At 68.0% G+C, this 26,025-nt stretch carries 23 protein-coding genes and 1 tRNA gene; 11 read left to right on the top strand and 13 right to left on the bottom strand.

What is annotated here, in order from left to right:
• Window positions 1–109: 109 nt before the first annotated feature.
• Window positions 110–850 carry a helix-turn-helix transcriptional regulator gene (locus tag ACEVQ6_RS17690; RefSeq protein ID WP_374890362.1) on the bottom strand — a complete coding sequence of 247 codons (741 nt, stop codon included), beginning with the start codon at window positions 848–850 and terminating at the stop codon, window positions 110–112.
• Window positions 851–1,192: 342 nt separating this feature from the next.
• On the opposite strand from ACEVQ6_RS17690, the gene ACEVQ6_RS17685 reads away from it, so the two are divergent.
• On the top strand, window positions 1,193–2,950 hold the full coding sequence (locus ACEVQ6_RS17685; RefSeq protein WP_374890361.1) for a glucan ABC transporter ATP-binding protein/ permease: 1,758 nt from the start codon (window positions 1,193–1,195) through the stop codon (window positions 2,948–2,950).
• Between the two features lie 116 nt (window positions 2,951–3,066).
• Here ACEVQ6_RS17685 and ACEVQ6_RS17680 read toward each other — a convergent pair whose 3' ends face one another.
• Window positions 3,067–4,500 carry an aminotransferase-like domain-containing protein gene (locus ACEVQ6_RS17680; protein ID WP_374890360.1) on the bottom strand — a complete coding sequence of 478 codons (1,434 nt, stop codon included), beginning with the start codon at window positions 4,498–4,500 and terminating at the stop codon, window positions 3,067–3,069.
• A gap of 118 nt (window positions 4,501–4,618) precedes the next feature.
• Here ACEVQ6_RS17680 and ACEVQ6_RS17675 point away from each other — a divergent pair, with 118 nt between their 5' ends.
• On the top strand, window positions 4,619–5,482 hold the full coding sequence (locus ACEVQ6_RS17675; protein ID WP_374890359.1) for a DMT family transporter: 864 nt from the start codon (window positions 4,619–4,621) through the stop codon (window positions 5,480–5,482).
• A 107-nt stretch (window positions 5,483–5,589) separates the two neighbouring features.
• Here ACEVQ6_RS17675 and ACEVQ6_RS17670 read toward each other — a convergent pair whose 3' ends face one another.
• Window positions 5,590–6,192 carry a LysE/ArgO family amino acid transporter gene (locus ACEVQ6_RS17670; protein ID WP_374890464.1) on the bottom strand — a complete coding sequence of 201 codons (603 nt, stop codon included), beginning with the start codon at window positions 6,190–6,192 and terminating at the stop codon, window positions 5,590–5,592.
• Between the two features lie 105 nt (window positions 6,193–6,297).
• Here ACEVQ6_RS17670 and ACEVQ6_RS17665 point away from each other — a divergent pair, with 105 nt between their 5' ends.
• Window positions 6,298–7,197, top strand: coding sequence for a LysR family transcriptional regulator ArgP (locus ACEVQ6_RS17665; protein ID WP_374890358.1), 900 nt, complete (start codon window positions 6,298–6,300; stop codon window positions 7,195–7,197).
• Between the two features lie 12 nt (window positions 7,198–7,209).
• Here the strand turns inward: ACEVQ6_RS17665 and ACEVQ6_RS17660 are convergent, their stop codons facing one another.
• Window positions 7,210–10,125 carry a S8 family serine peptidase gene (locus ACEVQ6_RS17660; protein WP_374890357.1) on the bottom strand — a complete coding sequence of 972 codons (2,916 nt, stop codon included), beginning with the start codon at window positions 10,123–10,125 and terminating at the stop codon, window positions 7,210–7,212.
• 341 nt (window positions 10,126–10,466) lie between these two features.
• On the opposite strand from ACEVQ6_RS17660, the gene ACEVQ6_RS17655 reads away from it, so the two are divergent.
• The 7 genes from ACEVQ6_RS17655 (at window position 10,467) to ACEVQ6_RS17625 (ending at window position 18,510) form a co-directional block, all read left to right on the top strand.
• Window positions 10,467–11,126: a response regulator transcription factor gene (locus ACEVQ6_RS17655; protein ID WP_374890356.1), complete on the top strand. Its 660-nt coding sequence runs from the start codon at window positions 10,467–10,469 to the stop codon at window positions 11,124–11,126.
• On the top strand, window positions 11,119–12,816 hold the full coding sequence (locus ACEVQ6_RS17650) for an MASE1 domain-containing protein (RefSeq protein WP_374890355.1): 1,698 nt from the start codon (window positions 11,119–11,121) through the stop codon (window positions 12,814–12,816). The genes ACEVQ6_RS17655 and ACEVQ6_RS17650 overlap by 8 nt, the downstream gene beginning before the upstream one ends.
• Window positions 12,817–12,929: 113 nt before the next feature.
• Window positions 12,930–13,310 carry a hypothetical protein gene (locus ACEVQ6_RS17645; protein ID WP_374890354.1) on the top strand — a complete coding sequence of 127 codons (381 nt, stop codon included), beginning with the start codon at window positions 12,930–12,932 and terminating at the stop codon, window positions 13,308–13,310.
• 218 nt (window positions 13,311–13,528) lie between these two features.
• Window positions 13,529–13,660 carry a hypothetical protein gene (locus ACEVQ6_RS17640; RefSeq protein WP_374890353.1) on the top strand — a complete coding sequence of 44 codons (132 nt, stop codon included), beginning with the start codon at window positions 13,529–13,531 and terminating at the stop codon, window positions 13,658–13,660.
• A gap of 125 nt (window positions 13,661–13,785) precedes the next feature.
• On the top strand, window positions 13,786–14,259 hold the full coding sequence (locus tag ACEVQ6_RS17635; protein ID WP_374890352.1) for a VOC family protein: 474 nt from the start codon (window positions 13,786–13,788) through the stop codon (window positions 14,257–14,259).
• Window positions 14,260–14,406: 147 nt separating this feature from the next.
• A complete protein-coding gene (locus tag ACEVQ6_RS17630) occupies window positions 14,407–16,683 on the top strand; it encodes a calcium-binding protein (protein WP_374890351.1) in 2,277 nt (758 codons plus the stop codon).
• Window positions 16,684–17,109: 426 nt separating this feature from the next.
• On the top strand, window positions 17,110–18,510 hold the full coding sequence (locus ACEVQ6_RS17625; protein WP_374890350.1) for a calcium-binding protein: 1,401 nt from the start codon (window positions 17,110–17,112) through the stop codon (window positions 18,508–18,510).
• Between the two features lie 512 nt (window positions 18,511–19,022).
• Here the strand turns inward: ACEVQ6_RS17625 and ACEVQ6_RS17620 are convergent.
• The 8 genes from ACEVQ6_RS17620 to rplU form a co-directional block, all read right to left on the bottom strand.
• Entirely contained in the window at window positions 19,023–19,616 is a 594-nt protein-coding gene (locus ACEVQ6_RS17620) for a nicotinate-nucleotide adenylyltransferase (RefSeq protein ID WP_374890463.1), read from the bottom strand.
• Between the two features lie 37 nt (window positions 19,617–19,653).
• Entirely contained in the window at window positions 19,654–20,937 is a 1,284-nt protein-coding gene (locus ACEVQ6_RS17615) for a glutamate-5-semialdehyde dehydrogenase (protein WP_374890349.1), read from the bottom strand.
• Entirely contained in the window at window positions 20,930–22,096 is a 1,167-nt protein-coding gene (gene proB / locus ACEVQ6_RS17610) for a glutamate 5-kinase (protein WP_374890348.1), read from the bottom strand. Before proB ends, ACEVQ6_RS17615 begins: the two co-directional genes overlap by 8 nt.
• A gap of 5 nt (window positions 22,097–22,101) precedes the next feature.
• Window positions 22,102–23,109 carry a GTPase ObgE gene (gene obgE / locus ACEVQ6_RS17605; protein ID WP_374890347.1) on the bottom strand — a complete coding sequence of 336 codons (1,008 nt, stop codon included), beginning with the start codon at window positions 23,107–23,109 and terminating at the stop codon, window positions 22,102–22,104.
• A 137-nt stretch (window positions 23,110–23,246) separates the two neighbouring features.
• Entirely contained in the window at window positions 23,247–23,741 is a 495-nt protein-coding gene (locus ACEVQ6_RS17600; protein WP_374890346.1) for a GNAT family N-acetyltransferase, read from the bottom strand.
• Window positions 23,742–23,821: 80 nt separating this feature from the next.
• Window positions 23,822–24,457: a GNAT family N-acetyltransferase gene (locus tag ACEVQ6_RS17595; RefSeq protein ID WP_374890345.1), complete on the bottom strand. Its 636-nt coding sequence runs from the start codon at window positions 24,455–24,457 to the stop codon at window positions 23,822–23,824.
• A gap of 130 nt (window positions 24,458–24,587) precedes the next feature.
• Window positions 24,588–24,857 carry a 50S ribosomal protein L27 gene (rpmA, locus tag ACEVQ6_RS17590; RefSeq protein WP_374890344.1) on the bottom strand — a complete coding sequence of 90 codons (270 nt, stop codon included), beginning with the start codon at window positions 24,855–24,857 and terminating at the stop codon, window positions 24,588–24,590.
• 38 nt (window positions 24,858–24,895) lie between these two features.
• Window positions 24,896–25,213, bottom strand: a complete 318-nt coding sequence (gene rplU, locus ACEVQ6_RS17585) for a 50S ribosomal protein L21 (RefSeq protein ID WP_374890343.1) — start codon at window positions 25,211–25,213, stop codon at window positions 24,896–24,898.
• 308 nt (window positions 25,214–25,521) lie between these two features.
• Between rplU and ACEVQ6_RS17580 the strand changes: the two genes are divergently transcribed.
• A tRNA-Ser gene (locus tag ACEVQ6_RS17580) sits at window positions 25,522–25,611 on the top strand.
• 198 nt (window positions 25,612–25,809) lie between these two features.
• Here the strand turns inward: ACEVQ6_RS17580 and ACEVQ6_RS17575 are convergent.
• Window positions 25,810–26,025: helix-turn-helix domain-containing protein (locus ACEVQ6_RS17575; protein ID WP_374890342.1), on the bottom strand; the 216-nt coding region annotated here is incomplete at its 5' end.

The raw sequence follows: 26,025 nt of genomic DNA, 5'->3' as shown, positions 1-26,025 counted from the left end.
GGACGGAACGGGAAATGCTGCACCCGCGAACAAAACTATTAGCGCCTTGCCGGGTGAAGTTCAATTTGAGAAACCGGCCGCGCCGGAGAATCGTCGACCCGCCTCGTCTTCAGGAAATCAGCCCGAGACGGAAGGCGAGCGCGACGGTGTGGTGCCGGTTTCTCGCCTTCAGCTTTTCCTGGATGCCGTTCATGTACCAGTCGACTGTGTGGTTGGAGATCTCCAGTATCTTCGAGATCTCGTTGGAGGTCTTGCCTTCGGCGAGGTAGTTCAACGCCTCCATTTCACGGCGCGTGAGCTGTACCTCGACCCGCGAGACCAGCTCGTCCCTGACGACAGGGTCGCTCCATTCGAGAAGTTTCCAGAAGAGTTTCTCGGCGATCGCGTCGAAAAGCGTGATCTCGACCGGCGAGAGATCGACCGGCCGGCCGCCGACCGAGACGGCGCCGAGCAGGCCGCGACGGCCATGGACCGGAAAGATGTAGCCGTCGAGGAGCCCGTGGCGACGGGCCTCCGCCATCATCCGCTCCATGCGCCGGCGGTGCGGATCCGAGCGGAAGGCGGCGAGCGCCTCGCGCCAGCGGAAGCCGCGCTGCGCATGGCCGAGATAGCGCATGGTCGGATCGATGGCGATGTATTTCTTGGCGATGTAGAGGTCCAGCCATTCCCTGGGAGCCCGCTCCGAGAGAAGGAGGCGGCGGACGTCCTCGTTCGGTTTCGGCTGCCGAACGACCACGTGATGGTCGAAACCGTAGCGCTCCAGCAGGCGGACGAATTCCGGTATGGCCTCCTCGCGCGATCTCAATTCATCCGTCATGGCCAGAAATTGCAGCAAAAGCGGCAGGTTCATGCCCTAAAACCCCTGAAATACAAAAGCCATAAAAACACAACGTCACGACAAACGCGTCCATGAACGCACCGTTCAGGGGCCATTCATGTTGCATCGCGATAATCGAGCCTCATGAAAGCCTGGCCGGCGCACGCCCAAGGTTACTCGAAATGCAGGCTATGCAAATAGCCCCGCATGGGATTTGTCGCTCGAAAACGACGTTCGGGATCGAAACACGACCCGACCGTTCCGCAAGCGGCGTGCCCGGCCTCGTCCAAGGGGCGTCCGCCCCACCACTCGTGCCGCATGCCGCCGCCGGAGCTCCGGTCGGCCGTCCGCCTGTTCCCGGAAGGGGTTGAGACCGTGTCCCTGTTGCAAGTCTACCTGCGTGCGCTCCAGTATCTCGGCGCCCAGAAATTCAGAGTCGGCCTGGTGGTCGCCGCCAACGTCGTCCTGGCGGCGATCACCATCGTCGAGCCCATCCTGTTCGGTCGCATCATCAGCGCGATCTCCGAAAAGACGGATGTCGCGCCGATCCTGATGATGTGGGCCGCCTTCGGCATCTTCAACACCATAGCATATGTCCTCGTCGCACGCGAGGCCGACCGTCTCGCCCATACGCGCCGCGCGACGCTTCTGACCGAAGCCTTCGGGCGCATCATCACCATGCCGCTCTCCTGGCACAGCCGGCGTGGCACGTCGACCGTGCTGCACACGCTGCTGCGCGCCTGCGAAACCCTGTTCGGCCTCTGGCTCGAATTCATGCGCCAGCACCTTGCGACCATCGTCGCGCTCGTCCTTCTCGTCCCGGCCGCGCTCAGCATGGACGTGCGCCTGACGCTGGTGCTGGTGGTGCTCGGCATCCTCTACGTCCTCATCGGCAAGGCGGTGATGGCCAAGACCAAGGACGGCCAGGCCTCCGTCGAGAACCACTACCATTCCGTCTTCGGCCATGTGTCGGATTCGATCAGCAACGTCTCGGTGCTGCACAGCTACAACCGCATCGAGATGGAGACGCGCGCGCTGAAGGACTTCACCCAGCGCCTGCTGTCCGCGCAGCTTCCCGTGCTCGACTGGTGGGCGCTCGCCAGCGCGCTCAACAAGATGGCCTCGACCATCTCGATGATGGCGATCCTCGTCATCGGCACCTATCTGGTACAGAAGGGCGAGCTCGGCGTCGGGGAAGTGATTGCCTTCATCGGCTTCGCCAATCTGCTGATCGCCCGCCTCGACCAGATGAAGGCCTTCGCCACGCAGATCTTCGAGGCCCGCGCCAAGCTGGAGGAGTTCTTCGTGCTCGAGGACTCGGTGCAGGAACGCGACGAGCCGGCCGACCGGCCGGAGTTGCCCGCCGTCAGCGGCAACATCGAGTTCCGCGACGTCTGCTTCGATTTCGGCCAGAGCGGCCAGGGCCTGCGCGACGTGTCCTTCAGCGTCAGGGCCGGCCAGACGGTCGCGATCGTCGGCCCGACTGGCGCCGGCAAGACGACGCTCGTTAACCTGCTGCAGCGCGTGCACGAGCCGCGCGCCGGCCAGATCCTCGTCGACGGCATCGACATCACCGGCGTGACGCGCAAGTCGCTGCGCCGCTCGATCGCCACCGTCTTCCAGGATGCAGGCCTGCTCAACCGCTCGATCGGCGACAATATCCGCATCGGCCGCGAGGGCGCCTCGGCGGAAGAGGTGATGCGCGCGGCGCAAGCCGCGGCGGCGGCCGATTTCATCGAAACGCGCAACGACGGCTACGACACGACCGTCGGCGAGCGCGGCAACCGGCTTTCGGGCGGCGAGCGCCAGCGCATCGCGATTGCCCGCGCCATCCTGAAGGACGCGCCGATCCTGGTGCTCGACGAGGCGACCAGCGCGCTCGACGTCGAGACCGAGGCGCGGGTGAAGGCGGCAATCGACAATCTGCGCCGCAACCGCACCACCTTCATCATCGCGCACCGCCTGTCGACAGTGAAGGAAGCCGACCTCGTCCTCTTCATGGACAATGGCCGGATCGTCGAGGCGGGCGGCTTCCAGGAGCTCAGCCAGAGCAACGGGCGCTTCGCCGCGCTGCTGCGCGCCAGCGGCATCCTGACCGACGACGACGTCCGCCGCAGCCACGCCGCCGCCTAAAGCGTGTCGCGATCTTTCAGATTCGCTCGTACGCTTCAGGTCTTTGTTTCTACGCGTGTCTCGCAAAACCGCTGCACACCTTTGCGAGACACGCCTTAACGGCCTCGTTCCCGACGTCAAGACGCCCGCCCGGCTTGCCCGGCGGGCGTTTTCCGTTGCCGCAGGCTGTCGATGGCCGCATCGAGGATATCGAAGATGCGCGGATCCTCGCACTGGGCGACGTTGAAGCGCATATAGCCGCCGGCGCCCTGCGACGGGCTGAAGACGTTCCCGGGCGCCAGCACCACGCCCTGCGGCAGGCAGGCGCCGGCGAGCGCGGCCGCATCGATCCCCTCCGGCAGGCGGCACCAGAGGAACATGCCGCCGGCGGGCCTGAGCCAGGGCGTGATGCCGAGCGGCGCGAGCCGCGCCAGCGTCCTCTGCATCGCGGCGGCGAGCCTGACGCGCACCGTTTCCATGTGCCGGCGGTAGCCGCCATCCGTCAGCGCGGCCAGCAGCAGTTCGGAGGCGAGCCGCCCGCCGCCGAAGCTGGTGGCGATCTTCAGGTCGGCGAGGCCGTCGATCCAGTCCGCTTTTCCCGCGATATAGCCGCAACGCACCGAGGCCGACAGCGTCTTCGAGACGCTGCCGATGTGTAAGACGCGCGACAGGCCGTCGAAGGCGGCGAGCCGCGGTGCGGGGTCCTCCTCGAAATCGGCGAAGATGTCGTCCTCGACGATGACGAGGCCGGTCGGCGCGGCAAGGCTCAGCAGCCGATGGGCGGTGACCGGGGCAAGCACGGCCCCGGTCGGATTGTGGATCGCCGAATTGGTGATGTAGAGGCGCGGCCGGTCGGCGCTAAGCGCTGCCGCGAAGGCGTCGAGGTCTGGGCCGGACGGCGTGTAGGGCACGCCGACGACGCGGACGCGATGGGCCTTCAGGAGCGCATGGAAATTGAAGTAGCAGGGATCGTCGACGAGCACGGTGTCGCCGGGCTGCAGCAGGAAGCGGCAGACGAGGTCGATCGCCTGGGTGCCGGAGTCCGTCAGCAGGATCTGCCCGGCGCCCGCCTCGATGCCGTGGCCGGCCATGCGCCGCGACAGCAGCTGGCGCAGCGCCGGAAGGCCGAGCGGCGTCGCATAGTCGGTGAGAACCGCCTCCTCCGCCCGGGCGAGGCCGCGCAGCGCCCGGCGCAGGCCCGGGCCGGGCATCCAGGAGGGCGGCAGCCAGCCGCAGCCCGGCCTGAGTACGGCCGCGTCCGCCTCCAGCGACTGGCGCGCGATCCATAAGGGGTCGATGTCGCGGTGGCGGGCCGGCGCGATCTCGGCGAGCGCCAGCGGCGCCAGGGGCCCCGAGACGTAGAAGCCGGAGCCCGGTCGGGCGCGGATCACCCCTTCGGCCGAAAGCCGCTCATAGGCTTCGACCACGGTCGACACGGACACGCCGAGCGACCGTGCCTGGGCGCGAACGGAGGGCAGGCGCGCGCCGGGCGTCAGGCTGCGCGAGGCAATCCGCGCGCGGACGGCGGCCATCACCGCCTCGATGCGGGTCTTCGCGGGACGTTCATCCATCTGTACCGAGATCCGATCCATAACAGTTCTTTCCTATTGTATGGGCCTGTTTCTGGAAAGTCGACGGAGGAACGGCGAGACTGCGCCCGATCAGGGACAGGCGAAGGTGGCGGGAAAGATGGACAGGACAACGGATGGCTGGCTCAGCGGCGGCATCGGCATGGCGATCTTCTCCGGTTCGCTGCCGGCCACCCGCATGGCGGTCGCAGATTTCGACCCGGTGTTCCTCACCGGCGCGCGTGCGGTGATTGCCGGCCTTCTCGGCCTCGCACTGCTGGTGGCGTTGCGCCAGCCGCGCCCGCGCGGCGGCGACGTCGCCTCCCTCCTGGTGGTCGCAGCCGGCGTGGTGCTCGGCTTTCCGCTGCTGACGGCGCTGGCGCTGCAGCATGTTCCGTCCGCCCATTCCATCGTCTTCATCGGCCTCCTGCCGCTGTCGACGGCGATCTTCGGCCTGCTGCGTGCCGGCGAGCGTCCCCGGCCGGCCTTCTGGGCCTTCGCCCTCCTCGGAAGCGCGCTGGTCGCGGCGTTCGCACTGTCGGAAGGGCTCGCCGTCGCCCCCGCCAGCGACGGGCTGATGCTCGCCGCCGTGCTCGTCTGCGGTCTCGGCTATGCCGAAGGCGGCCGCCTTTCGCGCCGGCTCGGTGGCTGGCAGGTGATCTGCTGGGCCCTGGTGCTGGCGCTGCCGGCGATGCTCGTGATCGCGGCCGCGACGCGGCCGTCCTCGCTGGCGCCCGTCGATCAGGCGGCCTGGGCAGGGTTGGCTTATGTCTCGGTCTTCAGCATGCTCGTCGGCTTCGTCTTCTGGTACAGGGGGCTGGCGCTCGGCGGCATCGCCGCGGTCGGCCAGTTGCAGCTGCTGCAGCCCTTTCTCGGCCTCGTGCTGGCGGCGCTCCTGCTCGGCGAGAGCGTCAGCCCGGCAATGGTCGCCGCCACGCTCGGCATCGTCATCTGCGTCGCCGGCGCCCGGCGCTTTGCCGGATAGGGCATCTCCGGTGAACATGGGTTCACCGGAGATGCCCTATCTCTCTGTTTGTACGCATTGTCCGGACGTCACATCCGATCCGGATTTGACGGGACCTGCTCTGGCCGTCAGCCGCCGAGAAGAAGCGACACGGCGATCAGCCCCATGACGAGTGCGATGACGGCCTCGAGTATCCGCCATGCGGCCGGACGGGTGAAGACGGGCCGAAGCCAGGCGGCGCCATAGCCGAGCGCGAAGAAGAAGAGGAACGAGCCGGTGGCGGCGCCTGCGCCAAAGGCGACCTGCGCGCCGGGGAAGCGGGTCGAGACGGTGCCGAGCAGCACGACCGTGTCGAGATAGACATGCGGGTTCAGCCAGGTCAGCGCCAGGCATGTCAGGAGGGTGGCGCGCAGGCTCCGGCCACCGCCGGCACCCAGCGCCAGGGCATCCGAGGAGTGTAGCGCGTTCCAGAGGCTCCTTGCCCCGTACCAAGAGAGAAAGGCCGCGCCGCCGAAGCGCATGGCGGGATCGAGCCAGGGCAGGAGATCGGCGATCTGGCGGAAGGCGCTGACGCCGAGCGCGATCAGCAGCGCATCGGACAGCGCACAGGCCAGGCAGACGGCAAGGACATGCTCGCCGCGCAGGCCCTGGCGCAAGACGAAGGCGTTCTGCGCGCCGATCGCGACGATGAGGCCGAGCCCGGTCGCAAGGCCGGTTCCGTAGGCGGACATGTCCAAGGGTTGCAACCTTTCCAAGGGGGGTTGCCTCCCTGCTAGCGCAGCCGTGAGACTTAGTGTAGTTAAACGTCCTTACTCAAATGAAGTTCTGCTAAACCGATGCTCGACTACGCCTCCCTTCGTGCCGTGGCCGCCGTCGTGCAGACCGGCAGCTTCGAGAAGGCCGCCCGCGCGCTCAACGTCACGCCGTCGGCGGTGTCCCAGCGGGTGAAGCAGCTGGAGGAACGTCTCGGCCTGGTCCTGATCGCAAGGGGCAGCCCCTGCGTGGCGACGGAAAAGGGCGCATGGCTCTGTCGCCACATGGAGCATGTCGGCCTGCTCGAGGCCGATCTCCTCACGCATCTGCCGGGCCTCGCTCCGCCCGCAGACGGTGCTCCGGCGGTCACGGTGCCCGTCGCGACGAGCGCCGACAGTCTCGGGACCTGGTTCCTCGACGCGGTCGCAGAGGTTGCCGCCAGCACCGGCCACCTGTTCAGCATCGCCGTCGACGACGAGGAGCATACGGCCGAATGGCTGAGGCGCGGCCAGGTGGTGGCCGCGGTGACCAGCCTGGAGGCGCCCGTACCGGGCTGCCGCAGGCTCTTTCTCGGCCGGCTGCGCTATCACGCGGTGGCGAGTCCGGCCTTCCTGGCGCGGCATTGTCCCGACGGTGTCACGGCAAAGGCCCTTTCCCGGGCGCCGGCCCTGACCTTCAACCAGAAGGACCGGCTCCAGGAGCGCTGGCTGCGTCAGGTCTTCGGGGAGACGCCGGCATGCCCGACCCATTGGCTGCCCTCGACGCAGGGCTTCCTGGAGGCGAGCCTGCGCGGCATGGGCTGGGGCATGAACCCCGCCCCTCTCGTCGCCGAGCATCTCCGGCAGGGGCGGCTCGTCGAGCTCGTGCCCGGCCAGCCGCTCGATGTCGCCCTCTACTGGCAGATCAACCGCCTTTCGGCCGACCGCCTTTCCGGGCTGACGGCCGCCGTCACAGCCGCCGCCCGCCATCGTCTCCTGGCATGATCCGCCCGGCGTTCAGGCGACGACGAAGAAGTCGGCCGCGGTGAGCAGGGCCTTGTTGTCGAGAAGCGCGAATTGCGTCGCGCCGCCCGCAAGGCTGCCATTGGCGTCGAAGGAGAGGACGCCGGTCTTGCTGTTGTAGACGACGCGGTCGTCCGTATCGAGCACCGCGCCCGCGACCCCGAGATCCTTGAAGAGGTTCGCCGTCAGCGTTCCGAGCGCGAGGCTGGCGGCGAAGACGCTGCGATCGAGCCGGATCGTGTCGTCGGGCACGGAGAAGTCGGTGATGCGGTCGATATTGTTGGCCGCGGGCGTCGAGGCGAAGAGGAAGGTGTCGGCGCCCGCGCCGCCGGTGAGGATATCGGAGCCGAGCGCACCGTCGAGGATGTTTGCGGCACCGTTGCCGGTGATGGCGTTGACGGCCGAATTGCCGGTGCCGTTGATGGCGGCGGTGCCGGTCAGTACCAGGTTCTCGATCGCCTGTCCGGCAAGCGAGAAGCCGACGGAGGCGTTGACGGTGTCCGTGCCCTGGTTGCTCGCCTCGGTCACCCGGTCGCCGGCATTGTCGACGATATAGGTGTCGTTGCCGCCCCTGCCGGCCATCCTGTCGGCGCCGGCGCCCCCGTCGATCGTGTTCGCCGCGTCGTTGCCGGTGATGCTGTTGGCGGCGGAATTGCCGGTGCCGTTGATGGCGGCGGTGCCGGTCAGCACCAGGTTCTCGATCGCCTGTCCGGCAAGCGAGAAGCTGACAGAAGCGTTGACCGTGTCCGTGCCCTGGTTGCTCGCCTCGATCACCTTGTCGCCGGCATTGTCGACGACATAGGTGTCGTTGCCGCCCTTGCCGGCCATCGTGTCCGCGCCTGTCCCGCCGTCGATGAGATTGGCGGCGGCATTGCCGGTGATGCTGTTGGCGGCGGAATTGCCGGTGCCGTTGATGGCGGCGGTGCCGGTCAGCACCAGGTTCTCGATCGCCTGTCCGGCAAGGGAGAAGCTGACGGAGGCGTTGACCGTGTCCGTGCCCTGGTTGCTCGCCTCGAACACCCGGTCGCCGGCATTGTCGACAACATAGGTGTCGTTGCCGCCTTCTCCGCGCAGCGTGTCCGCCCCGGTGCCGCCGTCGAGCGTGTCGTTGCCGCCGCCGCCCAGAAGCGTGTCGTTGCCGCGCATGCCGAGCAGCCGGTTGGCGAGGCTGTTGCCGGTGATGGTGTCGTTGCCGTCGCCGGCGGCGAAATTCTCGATCGTGGCGGCGCCGGCCGAAAGCGTGAACCAGTTGGCCGTGCCGACCCGGACCGTGCCTCCGGCGGAAAGGTTGGCGCTGATGTTGCCGGCGATCGCGGCCATGTTGATCCAGTCGGTGCCGCCATTGGCATCGACAAGCGTGCCGCGGTCGGGCTGCAGGTCGCGCAGGGCCAGGAAGTCGCCGGTATAGGTGTGGATGTCGTTGGCACTGTTGGCGGTGCCGAAGAATTCGAGCTTGGCGCTGCGGACCGAGCCGGTCTGGCCCGTGACGCTGTCGCGCACGAGGACCTGCCAGGTGCCGACGCTCGAGATGCCGCGCAGCGCCTCGACGCCGAAGGTCCAGCGCAGGCCCGCCTGCGTCTGCGTCGTGACGATGTCCTCGTTTTCGAGCAGCGGGATCTCCGTGCCGTCCGGCAGCACGATCGACAGCGTCAGGTCGCTGCCGCGGCGGTGGGAGAGATCCACGGTGACATAGGCCGTTTCGATCTCGACGTCGCGGGTGACGCGGAAGGAGAGGGCCCGTTCTCCGTCTCGGCTCGCGGTCGCGTCGGGAATGGCGACGGTCGGGCCGGTATAGCTCGCGCTGACCGTCGTCTCGTTGGCGCTGGTGGAGGCGGCGCCGCGCAGGGTGGTCCACACCTCGGCCATGCGCACGGCGGCGAAGGCATCGACCATGCCGAAGCCGTAGGAGAAGTGGAAGGCATGGCCGCCGCCGTTCCAGCCGGCCTCGGACAGGGTCGTCCACGGTCCCTGTTCGGTGCTGGAGGGATCGGCATCGTAGGCCGAGCCGGTGTGCCTGGCCGACTGTGCGAGGACCGAGGCGACATCGCGCCAGCCGAGCCCGCGATTGGCCTCGAGCATCAGGGCGACGACGCCGGCGACGGTGGGGGTGGCGGCCGACGTGCCGTTGAACTCCCCGGTATAGTCGGTCGGCAGCGGGTCGGCGTCGCCGCTCTTGTTGGAACCGGCCTCGCCGGTCAGGTCGGTCGTCACGGCCGAGGCGGGGGCGGCGACGAGGATGCTGGCGCCGAAGTTCGAATAGTCGGCGGCAAAGCCGTCCTTCTCCGTCGCGGCGATCGACAGCGTGTAGCGCGAGGCGTTCACCCCGTCGCCATTGGCGTTCATGGTCTCGTTGCCGGAGGCCTGGACGATGACGGTGCCGAGACCGCCGCGTCCGGTCTCGACGACGTATTTCATGTTGGCGTTGGTCATCGCCTGCGAGGAGATGCTCGGATCCACCGCCAGCGACTGGTCGGGCTCGTAGTTGGGGTCGCTGCCCCAGCTGTTGCTCATGATGTCGAAACGGTTCGCCCAGCGCAGCGCGGCCTCGACCACCGGCTGCTCTGCCTCCTGCAGGTCGACGATGAAGTTGACGCCGGTCAGCTTGACGCCGGGCGCGACGCCGCTGCCGCCGACCTTGTTGTTGGCGACCGAGCCGATGATGCCGGCGCAGGCGGTGCCGTGCGAATCGTCCTCGCCCAGCGGCATGGGATCGTAGACCTCGCCCTGGTAGGTGAAGTGCTTGCTGGCGTCGTAGTTGGCGGCGAGGTCCGGGTGATCGTATTGCAGGCCGTCGTCATAGACGGCGACGCTGACGCCGCGGCCGGTATACTCGTCCCAGACGCGGGCGATGTTGCCCATCAGGCCGAAATGCCATTGCTGCGCGTAGAGGGGATCGGTGGGTGCGGCCATCGCGGTTCATCCTTGTTGAAAATCGGCGGTTGCGGAGTGCGGAACACGGGAACGGGCATGCGGGGAGCGGACATGCCGTCATGCCTCGCGCCGCCCGCATCCGCGGGTCCGGCACGGCGCCGCCGGCCGGCGCGGGGCGCGGCGGCGTGTCAAAACGATGTGTCCGGCTGTGCACGGATCGCGCCGGTGATCGTCAGGCCCCCCGTCCGATCACCCGCTCCCGTGCGTCCTCCCGGCGCGGATCTAGAACCGCTTCGGGATCGGCGTCCATAAGTCATAGCCCTAGAGATTAGCATTTTGTAAAGTGCTAGGAGAAGGGCGGGGTCGAACGGGAGAGGGTGTTGGCAGAGAGCGGGCGCCGTGACGGCATCATTTCCTTGTTCCTGATCGACGATCATCCGGTCGTCGGCCTCGGCCTGTCGCTGGCGCTGAGCGGGCATGCGCGCCTGCGGCTTGCCGGCTCCGCCGTCAACCGCTTCGCCGGCCTGCGCGCGATCGAGGCGCTTCAGCCGGACGCGCTCGTCGTCGACCTGGTCTTCGACGGGGAGGCGGAGACCGCCTTCGTCGGCGAATGCCGTTCGGCGGCGCCCGGCGCGGTCATCGTCGTGTTCTCCTCGCTGCCGCGGCGTGCCTATGAGCGCGAGGTGATTGAGCGGGGCGCCGACACCTATGTGGCGAAGAGCGCCGACCTCCAGGTGCTCCTCGACACCGTGCTGGCGCTTTCCGGCCGGCCGAGGCCGGATGCGTCGTCGTCCGCGTTGCCTGCCGGCGGCGAGGCGGGGAGCCTGCTGATCGACGGCGTGCACCTGACGCCGCGCGAGGGAGACGTGGCGCGGCGGCTCGCCGAAGGCGTGTCCATCGCCCGCATCGCCTCCGATCTCGGCATCAGCCCGAACACGGTCGGCGTCCATCGCGACAATATCCGCAAGAAGCTGAAATGCCGCGACATGACCGAGCTCGTCGCGCTTCTCGCGCGGCACCGGGTCCTGGACCATGGCTGAGGCCGGATCCGATGGCGCGCGGCGCTGGCGGATGCCGGGACGGCTTGCGCCGCAGGCCTTGCGGGAGAGCGCCGCGGACGGGGCCGCCTTCGCGCTTTCCGTCCTCCTCTATGCCTGTCTCGGCGCGGCCTCGCTGTCGACCGCCTATGTCCAGGCGAATGCGGCGGCGGTCTGGATGCCGGCGGGCTTCTCCGTCGGGCTCCTGGTCGTGCGCGGGCTCGGCCGGTGGCCGGCGGTCGCCGTCGCCTCGCTGGTCCTGAACAGCGTCGTCAACCTGCTCGCACCGGACGGCCCGGCCCTTGCCGTCGCGCTTGCCGCCGCCGCCCTGATCGCGCTCGGCAACACGCTGGAGGCGCTTGCCGGCGCCTGGCTGACGCGCCGTTTCGCCGGCGGCGCGGCGTTCCTGTCGCGTCCGCGCGGCCTTGCCGTGTTCTCGCTCGTCGCCGCGCCGCTGCCGCCGGTGCTGAGCGCGGCCGCCGGTGTCGCGGCGAGCTGGTGCGGCGGCCTGACGCGGCCCGAGACCGTCGTCGAGGTGACCGTCACCTGGTACATCGCCAATGTCGTCGGCATCCTGATCTTCGCCGGACCGACCGTCTGGCTCCTCACCCGCCGCGGCCTGCATCTCAAGGGTGCGCGCCTTCTGGAGGCGCTGGCGCTGCTTGCCGGCCTCGTTTTCGTCAGCCAGTCGATTTCCGGTCTCTACATCGCCGACATCGTCGATGGCTGGCCGCGGCTCTACATGGTGATGCCGCTTCTCTGCTGGGCCGGGTTCCGCTTCGGCACGGCCGGCGCCCTGTTCTCGATCGTCCTCGTCGTCGTCGTCGCGACCCTCGGGACGATGCGGGGTTTCCAGGCGTTTCCGGCCGAAACACCGTCGCGTTCCCTGCTTTACCTGCAGATGTTCCTGGCCATGCTGTCGGTGATGACGCTGTCGATCGCCGCGGCGCGCGCCGAAGTGCAGAGGCTCCAGGACGGGCTGGAAGAGCGCGTGCGCCAGCGCACCGCCGAGGTCGAGCGGCTGATGCGGGAAAAGGAGGTGTTCACCACCCTCGTCGCCCATGACCTGCAAAGCCCGCTCTATGGCGTGCGGAACGCGCTGCGCGCGGCCATCGACGCCATCGGCGGACGCCGTATGGCGCTCGACGAGGCGGCGCGGGCAATGGCGGTGATGGAGGAGGCCTGCGCGGCGCTCGCCGAAAGGGTCGGCGGCCTCCTGGTGCCGAAGCCGGCGGCCGAGGATCCGCCGCCGGCGCCGGAGCGGATTTCCGTGCTCATCGCCCGCATCCTCGCTGCGCACCGCGTCACGATCGACCGCAGGGGCGCGGACATCCGCTTTTCCGGCGACCGGAGGCTGGCGCTGCGCCGTGCCGAGGAGGTCGAGCACATCCTCGACATCCTGATCGAGAACGCCCTGCGCTACACGTCCGGACGTCCTGTCGTCGAGGTGGCCGCCTATGCCCATGGCGGCGCCGTCGACATCCTCGTCTCCGACAACGGCCCCGGCGTGCCGGCGTCGGAGGTGTCCCGGCTGTTTCTCCGGCGTGCGCCGGATCTCGACGGCGACGAACGGCCGCGCAACGGTCTCGGCCTGCATCTTGCAAGCGAGCTCGCCAGCCGGCTCGGCGGGTCGCTCAGCTACTGGCGCCGCGAGCCGTCCGGGTCCTGCTTCCGCCTGTCGCTGCCGCGCTGACGCGCGGGTTTGCGCGTCGTGTCACCGGCGGAACAGCGCCGCCCCGTGCATGGCCCTAGGGTCTGGTCATCGGCGGACGAAGGGTCCGCCTCAAACCCGAAGGAAAGCCCGCCATGTTCCGCAAGACCCTGCTCAGCGCCATGACCGCCGTCATCCTCTGCACCACCCTGCTGCCCGCGACCAGCGGGGCCGCCTTTGCCAGCGACTTCGGCCAGGAGGTCGCCCCGGTCGGGAAGAAGCACAAAGGCAATCGGGGCAAGGACGTTGCCGCCGGTGCCGTGATCGGCTTCGCCGCCGCCGTGATCGGCGCCGCCATCCTGGAGAACGGCCGCGAGGAGCGGGCGCGCGAAGCCCGCCGCGAGCGGCGCGAGCGCCGCGAACGCTTCGCCGAGGTAGAATTCGACGGCGAGGCGTGCTTCGACAAGCCGGTCCGCCGCTTCGATCCCGACATCGGCCGCAAGGTCGTCGTCGGCTACCGGACCGTCTGCCGCTGAAGCATTTCCCGCCGAAGCGTCCACCCTCCGCGGCCGGACAATGCGATCGACACAAACCCATTTCCAGCCGGAGCGCCTGCGCTCCGGCGTCCGGAAGATACGCCGACAGGATCGAGCATTCCCGGCGACCCGGTTGTGACGGGACGCGCCCGGAAGCCGGCCTTCCTTCCCAAAGCGCGAATGCCGCGCTCCCCTTTCCAGAACATCAGGAGGCCGTCATGGCAAGGCAGTTCATCGACGAGAGGGGCGTCACGCTCGTCGAGGGCGACGTCAACGGCGACGGACGGGCCGATTTCGCCATCAAGACGGCCGGTCCGATCATGCCCGATGCCGGCGACTTCGTTCTCTGAGGCCTATGTCGACCCGCCGCCGGCAAGACGCCGGTGGACGCGGCCGGCACGTCCGGTGCATGATGCCGGGATCGCGGGCTGAGGAGGATGGCCCGCCCCTCCCCCAACGCGGAAGGACTGCATCCATGGCGAAGAACACGATCTGCCTCTGGTACGACAAGGACGCCGAGGCCGCCGCCCGCTTCTATGCGGATCTCTTTCCCGACAGCGCTGTCCATGCGGTGCACCGCGCGCCCGGCGACTATCCTTCCGGCAAGGCGGGCGACGTGCTGACGGTCGAATTCACGGTCGCGGGCGTCGCCTGCCTCGGGCTGAACGGCGGCCCGGCCTTCACCCACAGCGAAGCCTTCTCCTTCCAGATCGCGACGGAAGACCAGGAGGAGACCGATCGCTACTGGAACGCGATCGTCGGCCATGGCGGGCAGGAAAGCGCCTGTGGCTGGTGCAGGGACCGCTGGGGCATTTCCTGGCAGATCACGCCGCGCGTCCTGACCGAGGCGCTGGCGGCCGGCGGCGACGAGGCGAAGCGCGCCTTCGAGGCGATGATGACCATGGGCAAGATCGACGTGGCCGCGATCGCGGCGGCCCGGCGCGGCTGACGCCGTCCCGCCGGACGCGGCCAAGGCACCCTCGATGCCTTCCTGCCGGGGCCGTCGATCTCCCCCGGACGGGTGAAGACGCGCGGGAGACCGTTTGTTAACGATCGTCCGGATGCCAGGCGAAGCTTGGCAAGGGGGGATCGTGCCATGCTGAATTTCGATATCGCGGCGGGAATGTGGGGCGCCAACGGGCCGCGCAGCATCGATTACGATTTCAGGGATTTCTATTTTTCCGCCTCCGGGAGCCCCGAGGCCCGGCCGAGCATCGGCCTCGGCGACCTCGCCTCGCTCGGCGTCAAGATCGGCCTTCGCTACGATTTCGGCATCGGCCTCGTCGGGCGGGCCAAGCTGGAGCTTGGCAGTATCGACGCCCGTCTCGGCATCGAGACCGGCGCCGTCGCCTCGACGGCCGAGACGACGCTCAACGCCGCGAGCTTCATCGACACGCGCGCCTTCGCCGTTTCGTCGGCGACCCTCGGGGCGACCGGCATCGATATCGCCAACAGCTTCATCGACGTCGATTTCGAGACGCGGCTGAAGGCCGACATCTATGGCGGCTTCGACGCGCGCGTCCTCTTCGAGACATGGTCGACCCGCACCTTCGGCCACACCCTGATCGACTACCGCGACCGCGTCGATCTCGTCACCATCAACGGCGGCGACATCCGGCCCTATACGTTCGACTACACCTATGGCCGCTTCTCGGCGCAGCTGCCGACCTTTTCCTACGGCGCCAGCGAATACAACGCCGCCGGCGGGCCCTATGGCGCGCTGTTTCTCTCGGGGCGATCGACGGACATCGCCAGCGTCACCTTCGATGTCGACGCCGCGCTTTTGACGCTCTTCGGCCTGCCGCCGAACACGCTGTCGGGCGGAGCGGGTTTCGACTGGGGGTTCCTCAAGGCCTCCATCGACTACAAGGTGCTCGACGCCCAGCTGCGCGGCACCGCGACGCTGGAGCAGGAATTCGCCTTCAAGCCGACGGTCGACGTGACCATGACCAGCAGCTTCGGCGAGGTGCGCTCGGGCAAGCTCGGCGACCGTTTCGCATTCGAGACGCCGGAGGGCGAAGGCACGTTCGAGGTCGACGCCGCCTATACGCTGTCGGGCGAGCTGACCTCGACGACCTTCACGCGGCTCTCCTCCTTCCTCGACTACCGCGTGCTCGAGGGGCGGCTGGCCGTCAACCTGCTCGGCATCCAGGGATCGGTCGGCTTCGGCCCGCTGCTCAACGACACGCTCGGCATCGGCGGCGGACTTCGCCTGCAGCTGTTCAGCAATACGAGCCGCTATACCGGCCAGACCGTCACCGAGACCTATACGGTTTCCTACGAGCGCTTCGTCACGGCGGCCTCGGGCGCCTACCTGCAGCTGACCAGCCATCAGGTCTCGGTCGAGGGCGGAGACATCGACAACACCATCGTCGGCAATGCGCGCGACAACACGCTGAACGGCCATGGCGGCCATGACACGATCCTCGGAAACGAGGGGAACGACACGCTCGACGGCGGCGACGGCAACGACACGCTGGACGGCGGCGCCGGGGAGGACGTGCTGGTCGGCGGGCTCGGCGACGACACTTTCGTGCTCTCGGACGGCCAGGACACGGTCAGCGACGCGGACGGCGTCGACACGATCACCTCGACGATCAGCCGGTCGCTCGCCGGCCACGAGGCGATCGAGAACCTCGTCCTCCTCGGGCGTGGCGCCATCGACGGCACCGGCAACGCGCTCGACAACGTCATCACCGGCAATGCCGGCGCCAATGTGCTCGACGGCGGCGGCGGCGCGGACACGCTGATCGGCGGGCGCGGCAACGACACCTATGTCGTCGACGGTCTCGACCGCGTCGTCGAGGCCGCGGGCGGCGGGCGCGACACGGTGATCGCCTCGCTCTCCGTCACCCTCGCCGCCCATGTCGAGGATCTCGTCCTTTCGGGCACGCAGAACATCCACGGCACGGGCAATGCGCTCGCCAACCGGATCACCGGCAATGACGGCGCCAACCGGCTGAAGGGCGAGGGCGGCAACGACGTTCTCTCCGGAGGAAACGGCAACGACGTGCTTGCCGGCGGGCTCGGCCGGGACACGCTGACCGGCGGCGCGGGACGCGATACCTTCCTGTTCGACACGGCGCCGAGCCGCTTCAACCTCGACGTCATCACGGATTTTTCCGTACGCGACGACACGATCCGGCTGGCGCAGGATGTCTTTGCCGGCCTTTCGCGCGGCAAGATCTCCGCCGACGCCTTTGCCCGCAACACGACCGGCCGGGCGAGCGATGCGGATCACCGGATCATCTACGAGACCGACACGGGCAAGCTGTTCTACGACGCAAACGGTTCGAAGGCCGGCGGCTCCGTCCAGTTCGCCACGCTGGAGGCCGGTCTGAGGCTGACGACCAGCGACCTGTTCATCGTCTGAGCGGGATCGCGCCGATCCCGATCGCGACAAGGGCCTGGCGCCCGACAGCCAAGGTCCGGAACAGGCTCTTTCCTTGCTCTTTGGCGGATGCCGGCTCGGGCGACACATATAAGCAACATTTCATGTGTCGCCCCGGCCATGCCTGCCTCAAGCGTGCTTGCGCGCCGGCAGGTGCTCCTTTTCTCCCGATCTGCCCCTAGAGATGATGGTCGGCAGGAAAACGGCCTCCTGCCAGGCGTGACGCCCTCGTTTTTCGGCGATGCATCCGCTTTCGGGAGTCTGCTGCACCGGCGCCCACCCCGTCTGGCGTCCCAGAAAACGAGGTCCGGGCAACCTTTTTCCGCCCGCGCAAACCGGCATTCGCCGGAAACGTCAGGGGCCTATCTGCACTCCGTCAACAGCGATATGTGAAACGGAGAATACGAAATGGCAAGGAAGAAGACCGCGGTCCTGAAGGCCGCCCCGCCGGCCGACAGCCTGACGGCGGCAATCTACGGAACCCTTAACGACGACGTGCTGAGCGGCCGCCAGGGTTACAACAACACGATCTTCGGCAAGGACGGCCATGACACGATCAGCGGCGCGAACCTGCGTGACGGTCTCTATGGCGGCAACGGCAACGACCGGATTTTCGCCGGCGGCGGCAACGACGTCGTCGATGGCGGCGCCGGCGCGGACATCGTCAATGCCGGCACCGGCAACGACGAGATCCGGGCGCTGAACGACGGCGACGTCATCGACGGCGGCGCCGGTACCGATGTCGTCAGCTATGCGCAGGCGGCCGGCGCGGTCTATGCCTCGCTGAAGGCGGGCCATTCCTTCCGTTATGCCTCGGAGACCGTCATCGACACCTATGCGAATGTCGAGAACCTCGGCGGGTCCGCCTTCGACGATTCTCTCGAGGGCAATGCGAACGCCAACACGCTTTCGGGCGGCGCGGGTAACGACACGCTCGCCGGCGGCCTTGGCGCCGATACGCTGATGGGCGGCGCGGGCGACGATCTCCTGCTCGGCGAAGGAACGGAAAGCGGCGGCATCGACGTCGGCGACCGGCTCTATGGCGACGCCGGCAACGACACGTTGCGCGGCTATGCCGGCAACGACCAGCTCGACGGCGGCGACGGCGACGATCTCCTCAATGGCGGACAAGGGCGCGACGCCCTGTCGGGCGGAAAGGGGATCGACACCGCCGACTATTCCGACGACCTGACCGGCCACGCGCTCGGCCACGGCGTGATCGTCGATCTGACGCGCGGCATCGGTTATCGCGGCCACGCGGAAGGCGATACGCTGACCGGCATCGAGAACGTCGTCAGCACGGTCAACGGCGACCGGCTGACGGGCGACATGGCCGCCAACGTGCTCGACGGCGGCATGGGCAGCGACACGCTGACGGGCATGGCCGGCCGGGACACGCTGGTCGGCGGCACGGGCAGCGATTTCCTGCTCGGGGGCGCCGGCGCGGATCACCTGTGGGGAAGCGTCCCCGGTGCCGTGAGCGGCGACGGCATGCGCGACTATTTCCGCTACGAGGCGTCCTCGGACTCCTTCCTGTTCGCGATGGACACGATCCACGATTTCGACCAGAACGCCGCCTTCTCCGGCGACCGTATCGTCCTTGATTTCGACGCGAAGACCGGCGTGTCCGGCATGCAGGACTTCGTCTTCATCGGCGACGGCGATTTCACCGGCGCGGGACAGCTGCGCAGCTATTTCTCGAAGGGCGACACCTATGTCGCCGCCAACACCGGCGGCGGCCTGGAGCCGGAATTCGTCCTGAAGCTCTCCGGTCTCTACGAACTGACGGCGAGCGACTTCATTCTTTAGGCGATGCGGACCATCTCCGGGCCGGCGGCGGCACTCCGCCCGTCTGCCGCCGTCGACCCCGGTCTTTCCCCCGTCATGCTGCGTGACGGACGCCGTGCCGATGTCAATCCCGTCCATGAACAACAGGCGCGCATGGTAGAAATTCTATGCTCTGCCCAGCCGCATGGCGAGGCATCCCGCCGGTTTGCCGATTGGCGCCCCCAGGCCTCGCCCCTCGCCCCTCTTCTGGATAGAAGCCCTTGAGGTGAAGAGACGGGAGCGGGTCGGCCTTCCCGGTTTCGAAAGCAAGATCCGCGGCAAACGACCGCGATCGCGGCGTCGGATCCGACCGCCGGCACGTGTCGCTGAGCCGATCCGCCCTCGTGTTCGAAAGCGTGTGCCGTCGGTATTCGACGAGGATCGGTAGAGCGCGGATCTGGTCCGGAGTACCGAAGCCGACGAGGCCGCCACGGGAAGCGCGGCCTCTTCAGGCAGCCCCGTCTCCAAAGGAAATGCTCCGGGAACCGCGCGGCTCAGCCGCCTCGTTTCGACCGCGCCCGCAGTTCGGTCGAGCTCAGCGTCGAGCGCGGGCCGTGGATGAAGGTCCAGGCGGGCGGCTTGCGGGCGGCGAGCGTGTCGGCATCGTCCTCGTCGATGCGGGCGCGGGCGAAGGTGCGCGCCATCTTCGACGAGAGAAACGCAAGCGTCGCGCCGGGACGGTCGACGACGGCGATCGGCAGGGCATCGGCGATACGCCGCCAGTGCTGCCATTTGTGGAAGTCGCGCAGGTTGTCGGCGCCCATGATCCAGACGAAGCGGACGCCGCGGTTGCGGGCAAGCACATGGCGGAGCGTGCGCTCCGTGTAGCTCTGGCCGAGCGCCTGCTCGAAGGCGGTGACGCGGATGCGCGGATCGCGGGCGAGCGCCTCGCTGAGCGCGATCCGCTCCGGAAGCGGCAGCCGTCCGTCGGCGCCCTTCAGCGGATTGCCGGGCGTCACCATCCACCAGAGCTGGTCGAGCCGGAGCCGCCGGAGCGCGATCTCCGCGACGAGCAGGTGCCCCTCATGCGGCGGATTGAACGAGCCGCCGAAGAGCCCGACCGCCATGCCGCGCTCGACATGGGGCATGCGCAGGAAGCGCGACGCGACCGTCTCGCCCGCCACGTCAGGGCCGGGTCTGGCCGGTGCCGCGCACGCGGTACTTGAACGAGGTGAGCTGCTCGACGCCGACCGGACCGCGGGCATGCATCTTGCCCGTCGCAATGCCGATCTCGCCGCCCATGCCGAACTCGCCGCCATCGGCGAACTGGGTCGAGGCATTGTGCAGGAGGATGGCGGAATCGATTTCGGTAAAGAAGCGCTCGACCACGGCCGGATCCTCGGCGATCACCGCCTCGGTATGGGCCGACGACCAGCGCTGGATGTGCGCGATCGCGCCGGAAACGCCGTCGACCAGCCGCACCGAGATGATGGCGTCGAGATATTCCGTCGACCAGTCCTCGGCCTTTGCCGGCACGAGCCCGTCGGCAAGCGCGCGCACATCCTCGCTCGCGCGCACCTCGCAGCCCGCCGCCCGCAAGGCCTCGACGAGCGGGACGACCAGGCGGTCCTTCGCCGTCGCGTCGATCAGCAGCGTCTCGGCGGCGCCGCAGATGCCGGTGCGGCGCATCTTGGCGTTGACGACGATCGCTTTCGCCATGTCGAGATCGGCGGAGGCATCGACATAGACATGGCAGAGGCCTTCGAGATGGGCGAAGACCGGCACGCGCGCCTCTTTCTGCACGCGCGCCACCAGACCCTTGCCGCCGCGCGGCACGATGACGTCGATCGCGCCGTCGAGACCGGAGAGCATGGCGCCGACGGCGGCGCGGTCGGAAACCGGCACCATCTGGATCGCGTGCTCCGGCAGGCCGGCGTCCCTCAGGCCCTTGACGAGGCAGGCATGGATCGTCTGCGAGGAATGGAAGCTGTCGGAGCCGCCGCGCAGGATCACCGCGTTTCCGGCCTTGAGGCAGAGCGCGCCGGCATCGGCCGTCACGTTCGGCCGGCTCTCGTAGATGACGCCGATGACGCCGAGCGGCGTGCGCACCCGCTCGATGTGAAGCCCGTTCGGCCGGTTCCATTGCGCGATCACCGCGCCGACGGGATCGGGAAGGTCGGCGATGGCGCGAATGCCGTCTGCCATCGCCCGGATGCGGGCGACGGTCAGGGTCAACCGGTCGATGAAGGAGCCGGTGATGCCGTTTGCGCGCGCGTTTTCGAGATCGATCTCGTTGGCGGCGAGAATGTCCTCCTGCCGGGTGACGATCTCGGCAGCCATCGAGACGAGGGCGGCATGCTTGCGCTCGGCCGAAGCGATGGAGAGTGGCCGGCTTGCCGCCTTCGCCTGCCGGCCGATCGCCGACATGATCGCGTCGATATCGTCCGCTTGTCGCACCGTCTCAAGCATCGGCGTTCTCCCTTGCCGTCTCCTGTCCGTGGTCGCGCGCCGTCATGACGAGGTCGTCGCGATGGATCATCGGCCCGCGCCCGGCATGGCCGAGGATGGCGGCGATCTCGCCGGATTTGCGGCCGGTGATCTGCCGCGCCTCGTCGGCATCGTAGCCGGCAAGGCCGCGGGCGATCTCGATGCCGGAAAGATCCGTCACCGCGATCGTGTCGCCGCGGCTGAACGATCCCGTCACCTGCACGACGCCGGCCGGCAGCAGGCTCTTGCCCGAGCGCAGCGCGGCCTGCGCGCCGAGATCGATGCTGAGGCTGCCCGCCGGCAGCAACTGCCCGGCGATCCAGGTTTTTCGCGCCGTGACCGGCGAGGCGGAGGGCGCGAACCAGGAATTCGCGGCCCCGGCCTCGATCGCCGCCAGCGGATGCACCGGCTTGCCCGAAGCGATGATCATGGCGCAGCCGGCCGTGGTCGCGATCTTGCCGGCGTCGATCTTGGTGCGCATGCCGCCGCGCGACAGTTCGGACGCCGGCCCGCCGGCCATCGCCTCGATCTCCGGCGTGATCGCCGCGACGGTGTCGAGAAGCCGGGCGGACGGATCGATGTGCGGCGGCGCCGTATAAAGCCCGTCGATGTCGGAGAGAAGGATCAGCAGGTCGGCGCCGATCATGGTGGCGACGCGGGCGGCGAGCCGGTCGTTGTCGCCGTAGCGGATCTCTGCGGTCGCGACCGTGTCGTTCTCGTTGATGATCGGCACGGCGCCGAGCTTCAGGAGCTGGTTCATCGTCGCGCGCGCATTGAGGTAGCGCCGGCGCTCCTCGGTGTCGCCGAGCGTCAGCAGCACCTGGCCGGCGACGATGCCGTCGCGCGACAGCCGCTCCGACCAGGCCCGCGCCAGCGCGATCTGGCCGACGGCCGCCGCCGCCTGGCTTTCCTCCAGCTTCAGCACGCCGGCCGGCACGTCCAGAACCGATCGGCCGAGCGCGATCGCGCCGGAGGAGACGACCAGCACCTCGACGCCGCGCGCCTTCAGCCCGGCGATGTCGGCGCACATCGCGTCGAGCCACGCCGCCCTCAGCCCCGTCGCGCGGTCGACCAGAAGCGCCGAGCCGATCTTGATGACGATGCGGCGGTATTTCGAGAGAGGTTTGCGCTTCGCCGCCATCGGCCTTACTCGTCGTCCTGCCGGCCGGCGCTGACGATGACGTCGCGCAGCGCCCGCAATGTTTCCGTCATCCCCTGGCCGGCAATGGCGGAGAGCACGAAGGGCGTCGTGCCGCTCGCCTTCGCCAGCGCCTTCGCCTTCTTCCTGAGGGTCGCCACGTCGAAGAGGTCGGCCTGCGACAGGGCGACGATCTCGGGCTTGTCGACGAGGTCGCCGCCATAGGCCTCGAGTTCGTATTTCACCGTCTCGTAGGCGGCCGCGACGTCCTCCTCCTGCGCCGAGACCAGATGCAGAAGCACGCGGGTGCGCTCGACATGGCCGAGGAACCGGTCGCCGAGGCCGACCCCCTCATGCGCCCCCTCGATCAGCCCGGGAATGTCGGCGAGCACGAATTCGCGCCCGTCGATGGTGGCGACGCCGAGGTTCGGATGCAGCGTCGTGAACGGATAGTTGGCGATCTTCGGCCGGGCACGGGTGCAGGCGGCGAGGAAGGTCGATTTTCCCGCATTGGGCAGGCCGACGAGGCCGGCATCGGCGATCAGTTTCAGCCGAAGCCAGATCGTCTTCTCCTCGCCTTCGAGGCCGGGATTGGCCCAGGTTGGCGCCTGGTTGGTCGAGGATTTGAAGTAGGCATTGCCGAAGCCGCCATTGCCGCCGGCGGCGAGCCGATAGCGCTGGCCCTCCGCGATCATGTCGACGATCAGCGTCTCGCCGTCCTCCTCGAAGATCTGGGTGCCGACCGGAACCTTGAGCGTCACGTCCTCGCCGCCCTTGCCGGTGCGGTTGCGGCCCATGCCATGCGTGCCCGTCGCGCCCTTGAAATGCTGCTGGAAGCGGAAATCGATCAGCGTGTTCAGCCCGTTGACCGCTTCGACCCAGACATCGCCGCCGCGCCCGCCGTCGCCGCCGTCCGGACCGCCGAACTCGACGAACTTTTCGCGCCGGAATGACACGGCCCCGGCCCCGCCGTCACCGGAGCGGATATAGACTTTCGCCTCGTCGAGAAACTTCATCGCTTCGCCATCTGTTTTCCATCGCCGGCGGATCGGCGCCATCGATACAGAGGCGCGCCGCCGAGGTCAAAGATTATCATCGTTCGAACGGTCGGTCGGCCACCCGAAAGCGGCCGGCCGACCGGATTTGCCCGGTGTCACGGACGGGAGAGCATCTCCGCCGTCGCCCGCATGGCGATATGGCTCACCATCGCGCCCCGCGCGGCGCAATAGACCTCGCCGCAATCGACGATCGCAAGGCCGATGCGCCGCTGGATCTTCAGCGCCGCCGGATTGTCGGCAAAGGCGCCGGCGTAAAGCTCCGCTTCCGGCATGCGCCGGAAGAAGCGCTCCGCCACGGCATGAACCGCCTCGGCGGCGTAGCCGCGCCCCCAGAAGTAACGGTTCAACCAGAAGGCGAGTTCCCACCGGCCCCGGCGCTGCCCGATCATGACCGCACCGAGGGCGGCATCGCCGCCGCCGGTGACGGCAAAGCTCCAGCCGGCGAGGACGCCGCAGGTCTGCCGCACCAGGAACACCGTCGCGTCCTCCCGGTCGAAGGGAACGGGAACGTCCGCCAGCATGCGCGCGACCTGGAAATCGCCAAGCGTCTCGGCGACCGCGTCGCGGTCCTCCATCCGCAGCGGTCTCATCACAAGCCGCGCCGTCCTTACGAGCGGCGCGGGTCCGGGGAGACGAAGCGGCAGGCATGCCGGCCTCGCCGACACCGCGCTCATCGTCCCGTCCCCCAGCTTCGAAGCGACAGCCAGGTCTTGCGGTCGAGCCGGTACCACTCGACCGCGACCGACCCGCCGAGGGCGAGGCTGTCGACCATGCCGCCGCCCTGCAACTGGAAGCCGCACTTCTGGATGACGCGCCGCGAGGCGACGTTCATCACCCGGCAGCGCGCGTCGATCCCGTCGATCTCGCGGGTGCGGAAGGCCATGTCGATCAGCGCCTGCGCGGCCTCCGTCGCATAGCCGCGGTTCCAGTGCGGCTCACCGAGCCAGTAGCCGATCTCGACGGTGCGTCCGTCCGCCCCGTGCGGCTCGACGCCGCAGCAGCCGACGAAGGCGCCCGTCTCGGCGATCGTGATGGCATAGACGCACTTGCCGATCGCGCCGTCTTTCGTGCGTCGCACGAAATCCGCCGCGTCTGCCACCGTGTAGGGGTGGGGCATGCGCGAAACCATGGTGGCGACATTGGCGTTGTTGGCGAGATGGGCAAGGGCATCGATGTCGTCGTCGTGGGGGGCGCGCAGCACCAGCCGCGGCGACAACAATATCGGGCAATCGGTTCTCGACCGGCTCGGCCTCAGCCGTTCCTGGGGGGACCGGGATTGGCCCTCCCTCAACAATTCGCTTTGCATTGGTTCTGCCTCCAGAAACGAAAAAGGGGAGTTGGGACTTGTCCCATCTCCCCTGTTCGATCTTAAGGCCTGAACCGTCAGACATTGAGCCGGGTCGATGAGACGCCGGCTGTTTTAGAGCGCTTCCGGCTTATTCCGCTGCTTCCGCTTTCGGCATGACGGACACGTAGACGCGACCGTTGGCCTTCGCGCGGTAGTTCACATTGCCGGCCGTCAGCGCGAAGATCGTGTGATCCTTGCCGATGCCGACATTGGCGCCCGGATGCCACTGCGTGCCGCGCTGGCGCACGATGATGTTGCCCGCAATGACGGTCTCGCCGCCGAACTTCTTCACGCCAAGGCGCTTGGATTCGGAATCGCGACCGTTGCGCGAGGAACCGCCAGCTTTCTTGTGTGCCATGGGATGTCTCCTTTAACCTTCGATCCTGATCTTCGAACTCAAGCGCCTGCGACGATGTCCAGGATGCGGACGGTCGTCTGGTGCTGGCGATGGCCGCGCGAGCGCTTGGAGTTCTGCCGGCGGCGCTTCTTGAAGGCGATGACCTTCCGGGCGCGACCCTGCTCGACCACTTCCGCGCTGACGCTGGCGCCGGCGACGAAGGGCAGGCCGATCGTCGCATCGGCGCCTTCGCCGACGATGAGGACCTCGGTGAATTCGATCTTGGCGCCGGCGTCGCCGTCGAGCTTCTCGACGGTGATGACGTCGTTGGCGGCCACGCGGTACTGCTTACCGCCGGTCTTGATGACTGCGAACATTTCTTATCCTTTCATGTTCGTTCCGGCTCTTGCTGCGGAAACCCGCGGACAGGCCGTCTTTTTACCAGTCGGGACATGGCAGGATCGATCCTGCCGGTGAAAGGAAGCGCAAAAGCACCTCCCGAGCGGCGCGCGCATGGCGCACCTCTTCAGGCGGGCAGGTAGCAAGAAGCACCGCGTCCTGTCAAGCCGAAAGCCTGTCGCGCGGGCCGGCACCGCGGCACAATATCTGCCTCCCGCCCCTTGTCACACGGCAAAACTGCCGCTATGAACCGCACCGCGCCCGCAAGGGCAGACCGCGGACTTCCGGAGAGGTGGCAGAGTGGTCGAATGCACCGCACTCGAAATGCGGCATACCTGCAAGGGTATCGTGGGTTCAAATCCCACCCTCTCCGCCATGGTGGCCTAGGGCCGCAAGGGTTTTCCCAATATCCGCTGACTTAGCGCTGACGCGAATTGCCCTACTAAATCTGACGAGGGCCACACTTACGGCGCTGCCTGCAATTTGAGGGGCTCTTTCGAGTAGGCCGTTTCGTCATCATGTAGCGTGCGGTAGCGGCGAGGGTGTGTTTCAAGCTCCGTCGCTCATCAAAGCCTCAGACAACACCTGTGACGTCGCCGATGCTGCCGCGCAGACGCAAGGCGTCTCGGATCGGCGGCACACCGAACAGTCGCGCATATTCGCGGCTGAACTGCGAGGCGCTTTCATAGCCGACGGCATAGGCCGTGCGCGCCGCGTCCGCGTTGGTCGCCAGCAGACGCCGCGCGGCCTGGAGCCGCAACATCTTCTGGTATTGGAGCGGGCTCATGGC

Source organism: Ensifer soli, assembly GCF_041928815.1.
GTDB lineage: Bacteria > Pseudomonadota > Alphaproteobacteria > Rhizobiales > Rhizobiaceae > JBHFEI01.
The sequence above is the reverse complement of the archived record's forward strand: the minus strand, read 5'-3'. Positions and strand labels throughout refer to the sequence as shown.

Bases quoted from the DNA above. Each gene is read 5' to 3' on its own strand.
- ACEVQ6_RS17690 (WP_374890362.1), bottom strand. From the start codon at position 850: ATGAACCTGCCGCTTTTGCTGCAATTTCTGGCCATGACGGATGAATTG.
- ACEVQ6_RS17680 (WP_374890360.1), bottom strand. From the start codon at position 4,500: ATGGATGAACGTCCCGCGAAGACCCGCATCGAGGCGGTGATGGCCGCC.
- ACEVQ6_RS17675 (WP_374890359.1), top strand. From the start codon at position 4,619: ATGGACAGGACAACGGATGGCTGGCTCAGCGGCGGCATCGGCATGGCG.
- ACEVQ6_RS17670 (WP_374890464.1), bottom strand. From the start codon at position 6,192: ATGTCCGCCTACGGAACCGGCCTTGCGACCGGGCTCGGCCTCATCGTC.
- ACEVQ6_RS17665 (WP_374890358.1), top strand. From the start codon at position 6,298: ATGCTCGACTACGCCTCCCTTCGTGCCGTGGCCGCCGTCGTGCAGACC.
- ACEVQ6_RS17660 (WP_374890357.1), bottom strand. From the start codon at position 10,125: ATGGCCGCACCCACCGATCCCCTCTACGCGCAGCAATGGCATTTCGGC.
- ACEVQ6_RS17650 (WP_374890355.1), top strand. From the start codon at position 11,119: ATGGCTGAGGCCGGATCCGATGGCGCGCGGCGCTGGCGGATGCCGGGA.
- ACEVQ6_RS17645 (WP_374890354.1), top strand. From the start codon at position 12,930: ATGTTCCGCAAGACCCTGCTCAGCGCCATGACCGCCGTCATCCTCTGC.
- ACEVQ6_RS17640 (WP_374890353.1), top strand. From the start codon at position 13,529: ATGGCAAGGCAGTTCATCGACGAGAGGGGCGTCACGCTCGTCGAGGGC.
- ACEVQ6_RS17635 (WP_374890352.1), top strand. From the start codon at position 13,786: ATGGCGAAGAACACGATCTGCCTCTGGTACGACAAGGACGCCGAGGCC.
- ACEVQ6_RS17630 (WP_374890351.1), top strand. From the start codon at position 14,407: ATGCTGAATTTCGATATCGCGGCGGGAATGTGGGGCGCCAACGGGCCG.
- ACEVQ6_RS17625 (WP_374890350.1), top strand. From the start codon at position 17,110: ATGGCAAGGAAGAAGACCGCGGTCCTGAAGGCCGCCCCGCCGGCCGAC.
- ACEVQ6_RS17620 (WP_374890463.1), bottom strand. From the start codon at position 19,616: ATGCCCCATGTCGAGCGCGGCATGGCGGTCGGGCTCTTCGGCGGCTCG.
- ACEVQ6_RS17615 (WP_374890349.1), bottom strand. From the start codon at position 20,937: ATGCTTGAGACGGTGCGACAAGCGGACGATATCGACGCGATCATGTCG.
- proB (WP_374890348.1), bottom strand. From the start codon at position 22,096: ATGGCGGCGAAGCGCAAACCTCTCTCGAAATACCGCCGCATCGTCATC.
- obgE (WP_374890347.1), bottom strand. From the start codon at position 23,109: ATGAAGTTTCTCGACGAGGCGAAAGTCTATATCCGCTCCGGTGACGGC.
- ACEVQ6_RS17600 (WP_374890346.1), bottom strand. From the start codon at position 23,741: ATGAGACCGCTGCGGATGGAGGACCGCGACGCGGTCGCCGAGACGCTT.
- ACEVQ6_RS17595 (WP_374890345.1), bottom strand. From the start codon at position 24,457: ATGCAAAGCGAATTGTTGAGGGAGGGCCAATCCCGGTCCCCCCAGGAA.
- rpmA (WP_374890344.1), bottom strand. From the start codon at position 24,857: ATGGCACACAAGAAAGCTGGCGGTTCCTCGCGCAACGGTCGCGATTCC.
- rplU (WP_374890343.1), bottom strand. From the start codon at position 25,213: ATGTTCGCAGTCATCAAGACCGGCGGTAAGCAGTACCGCGTGGCCGCC.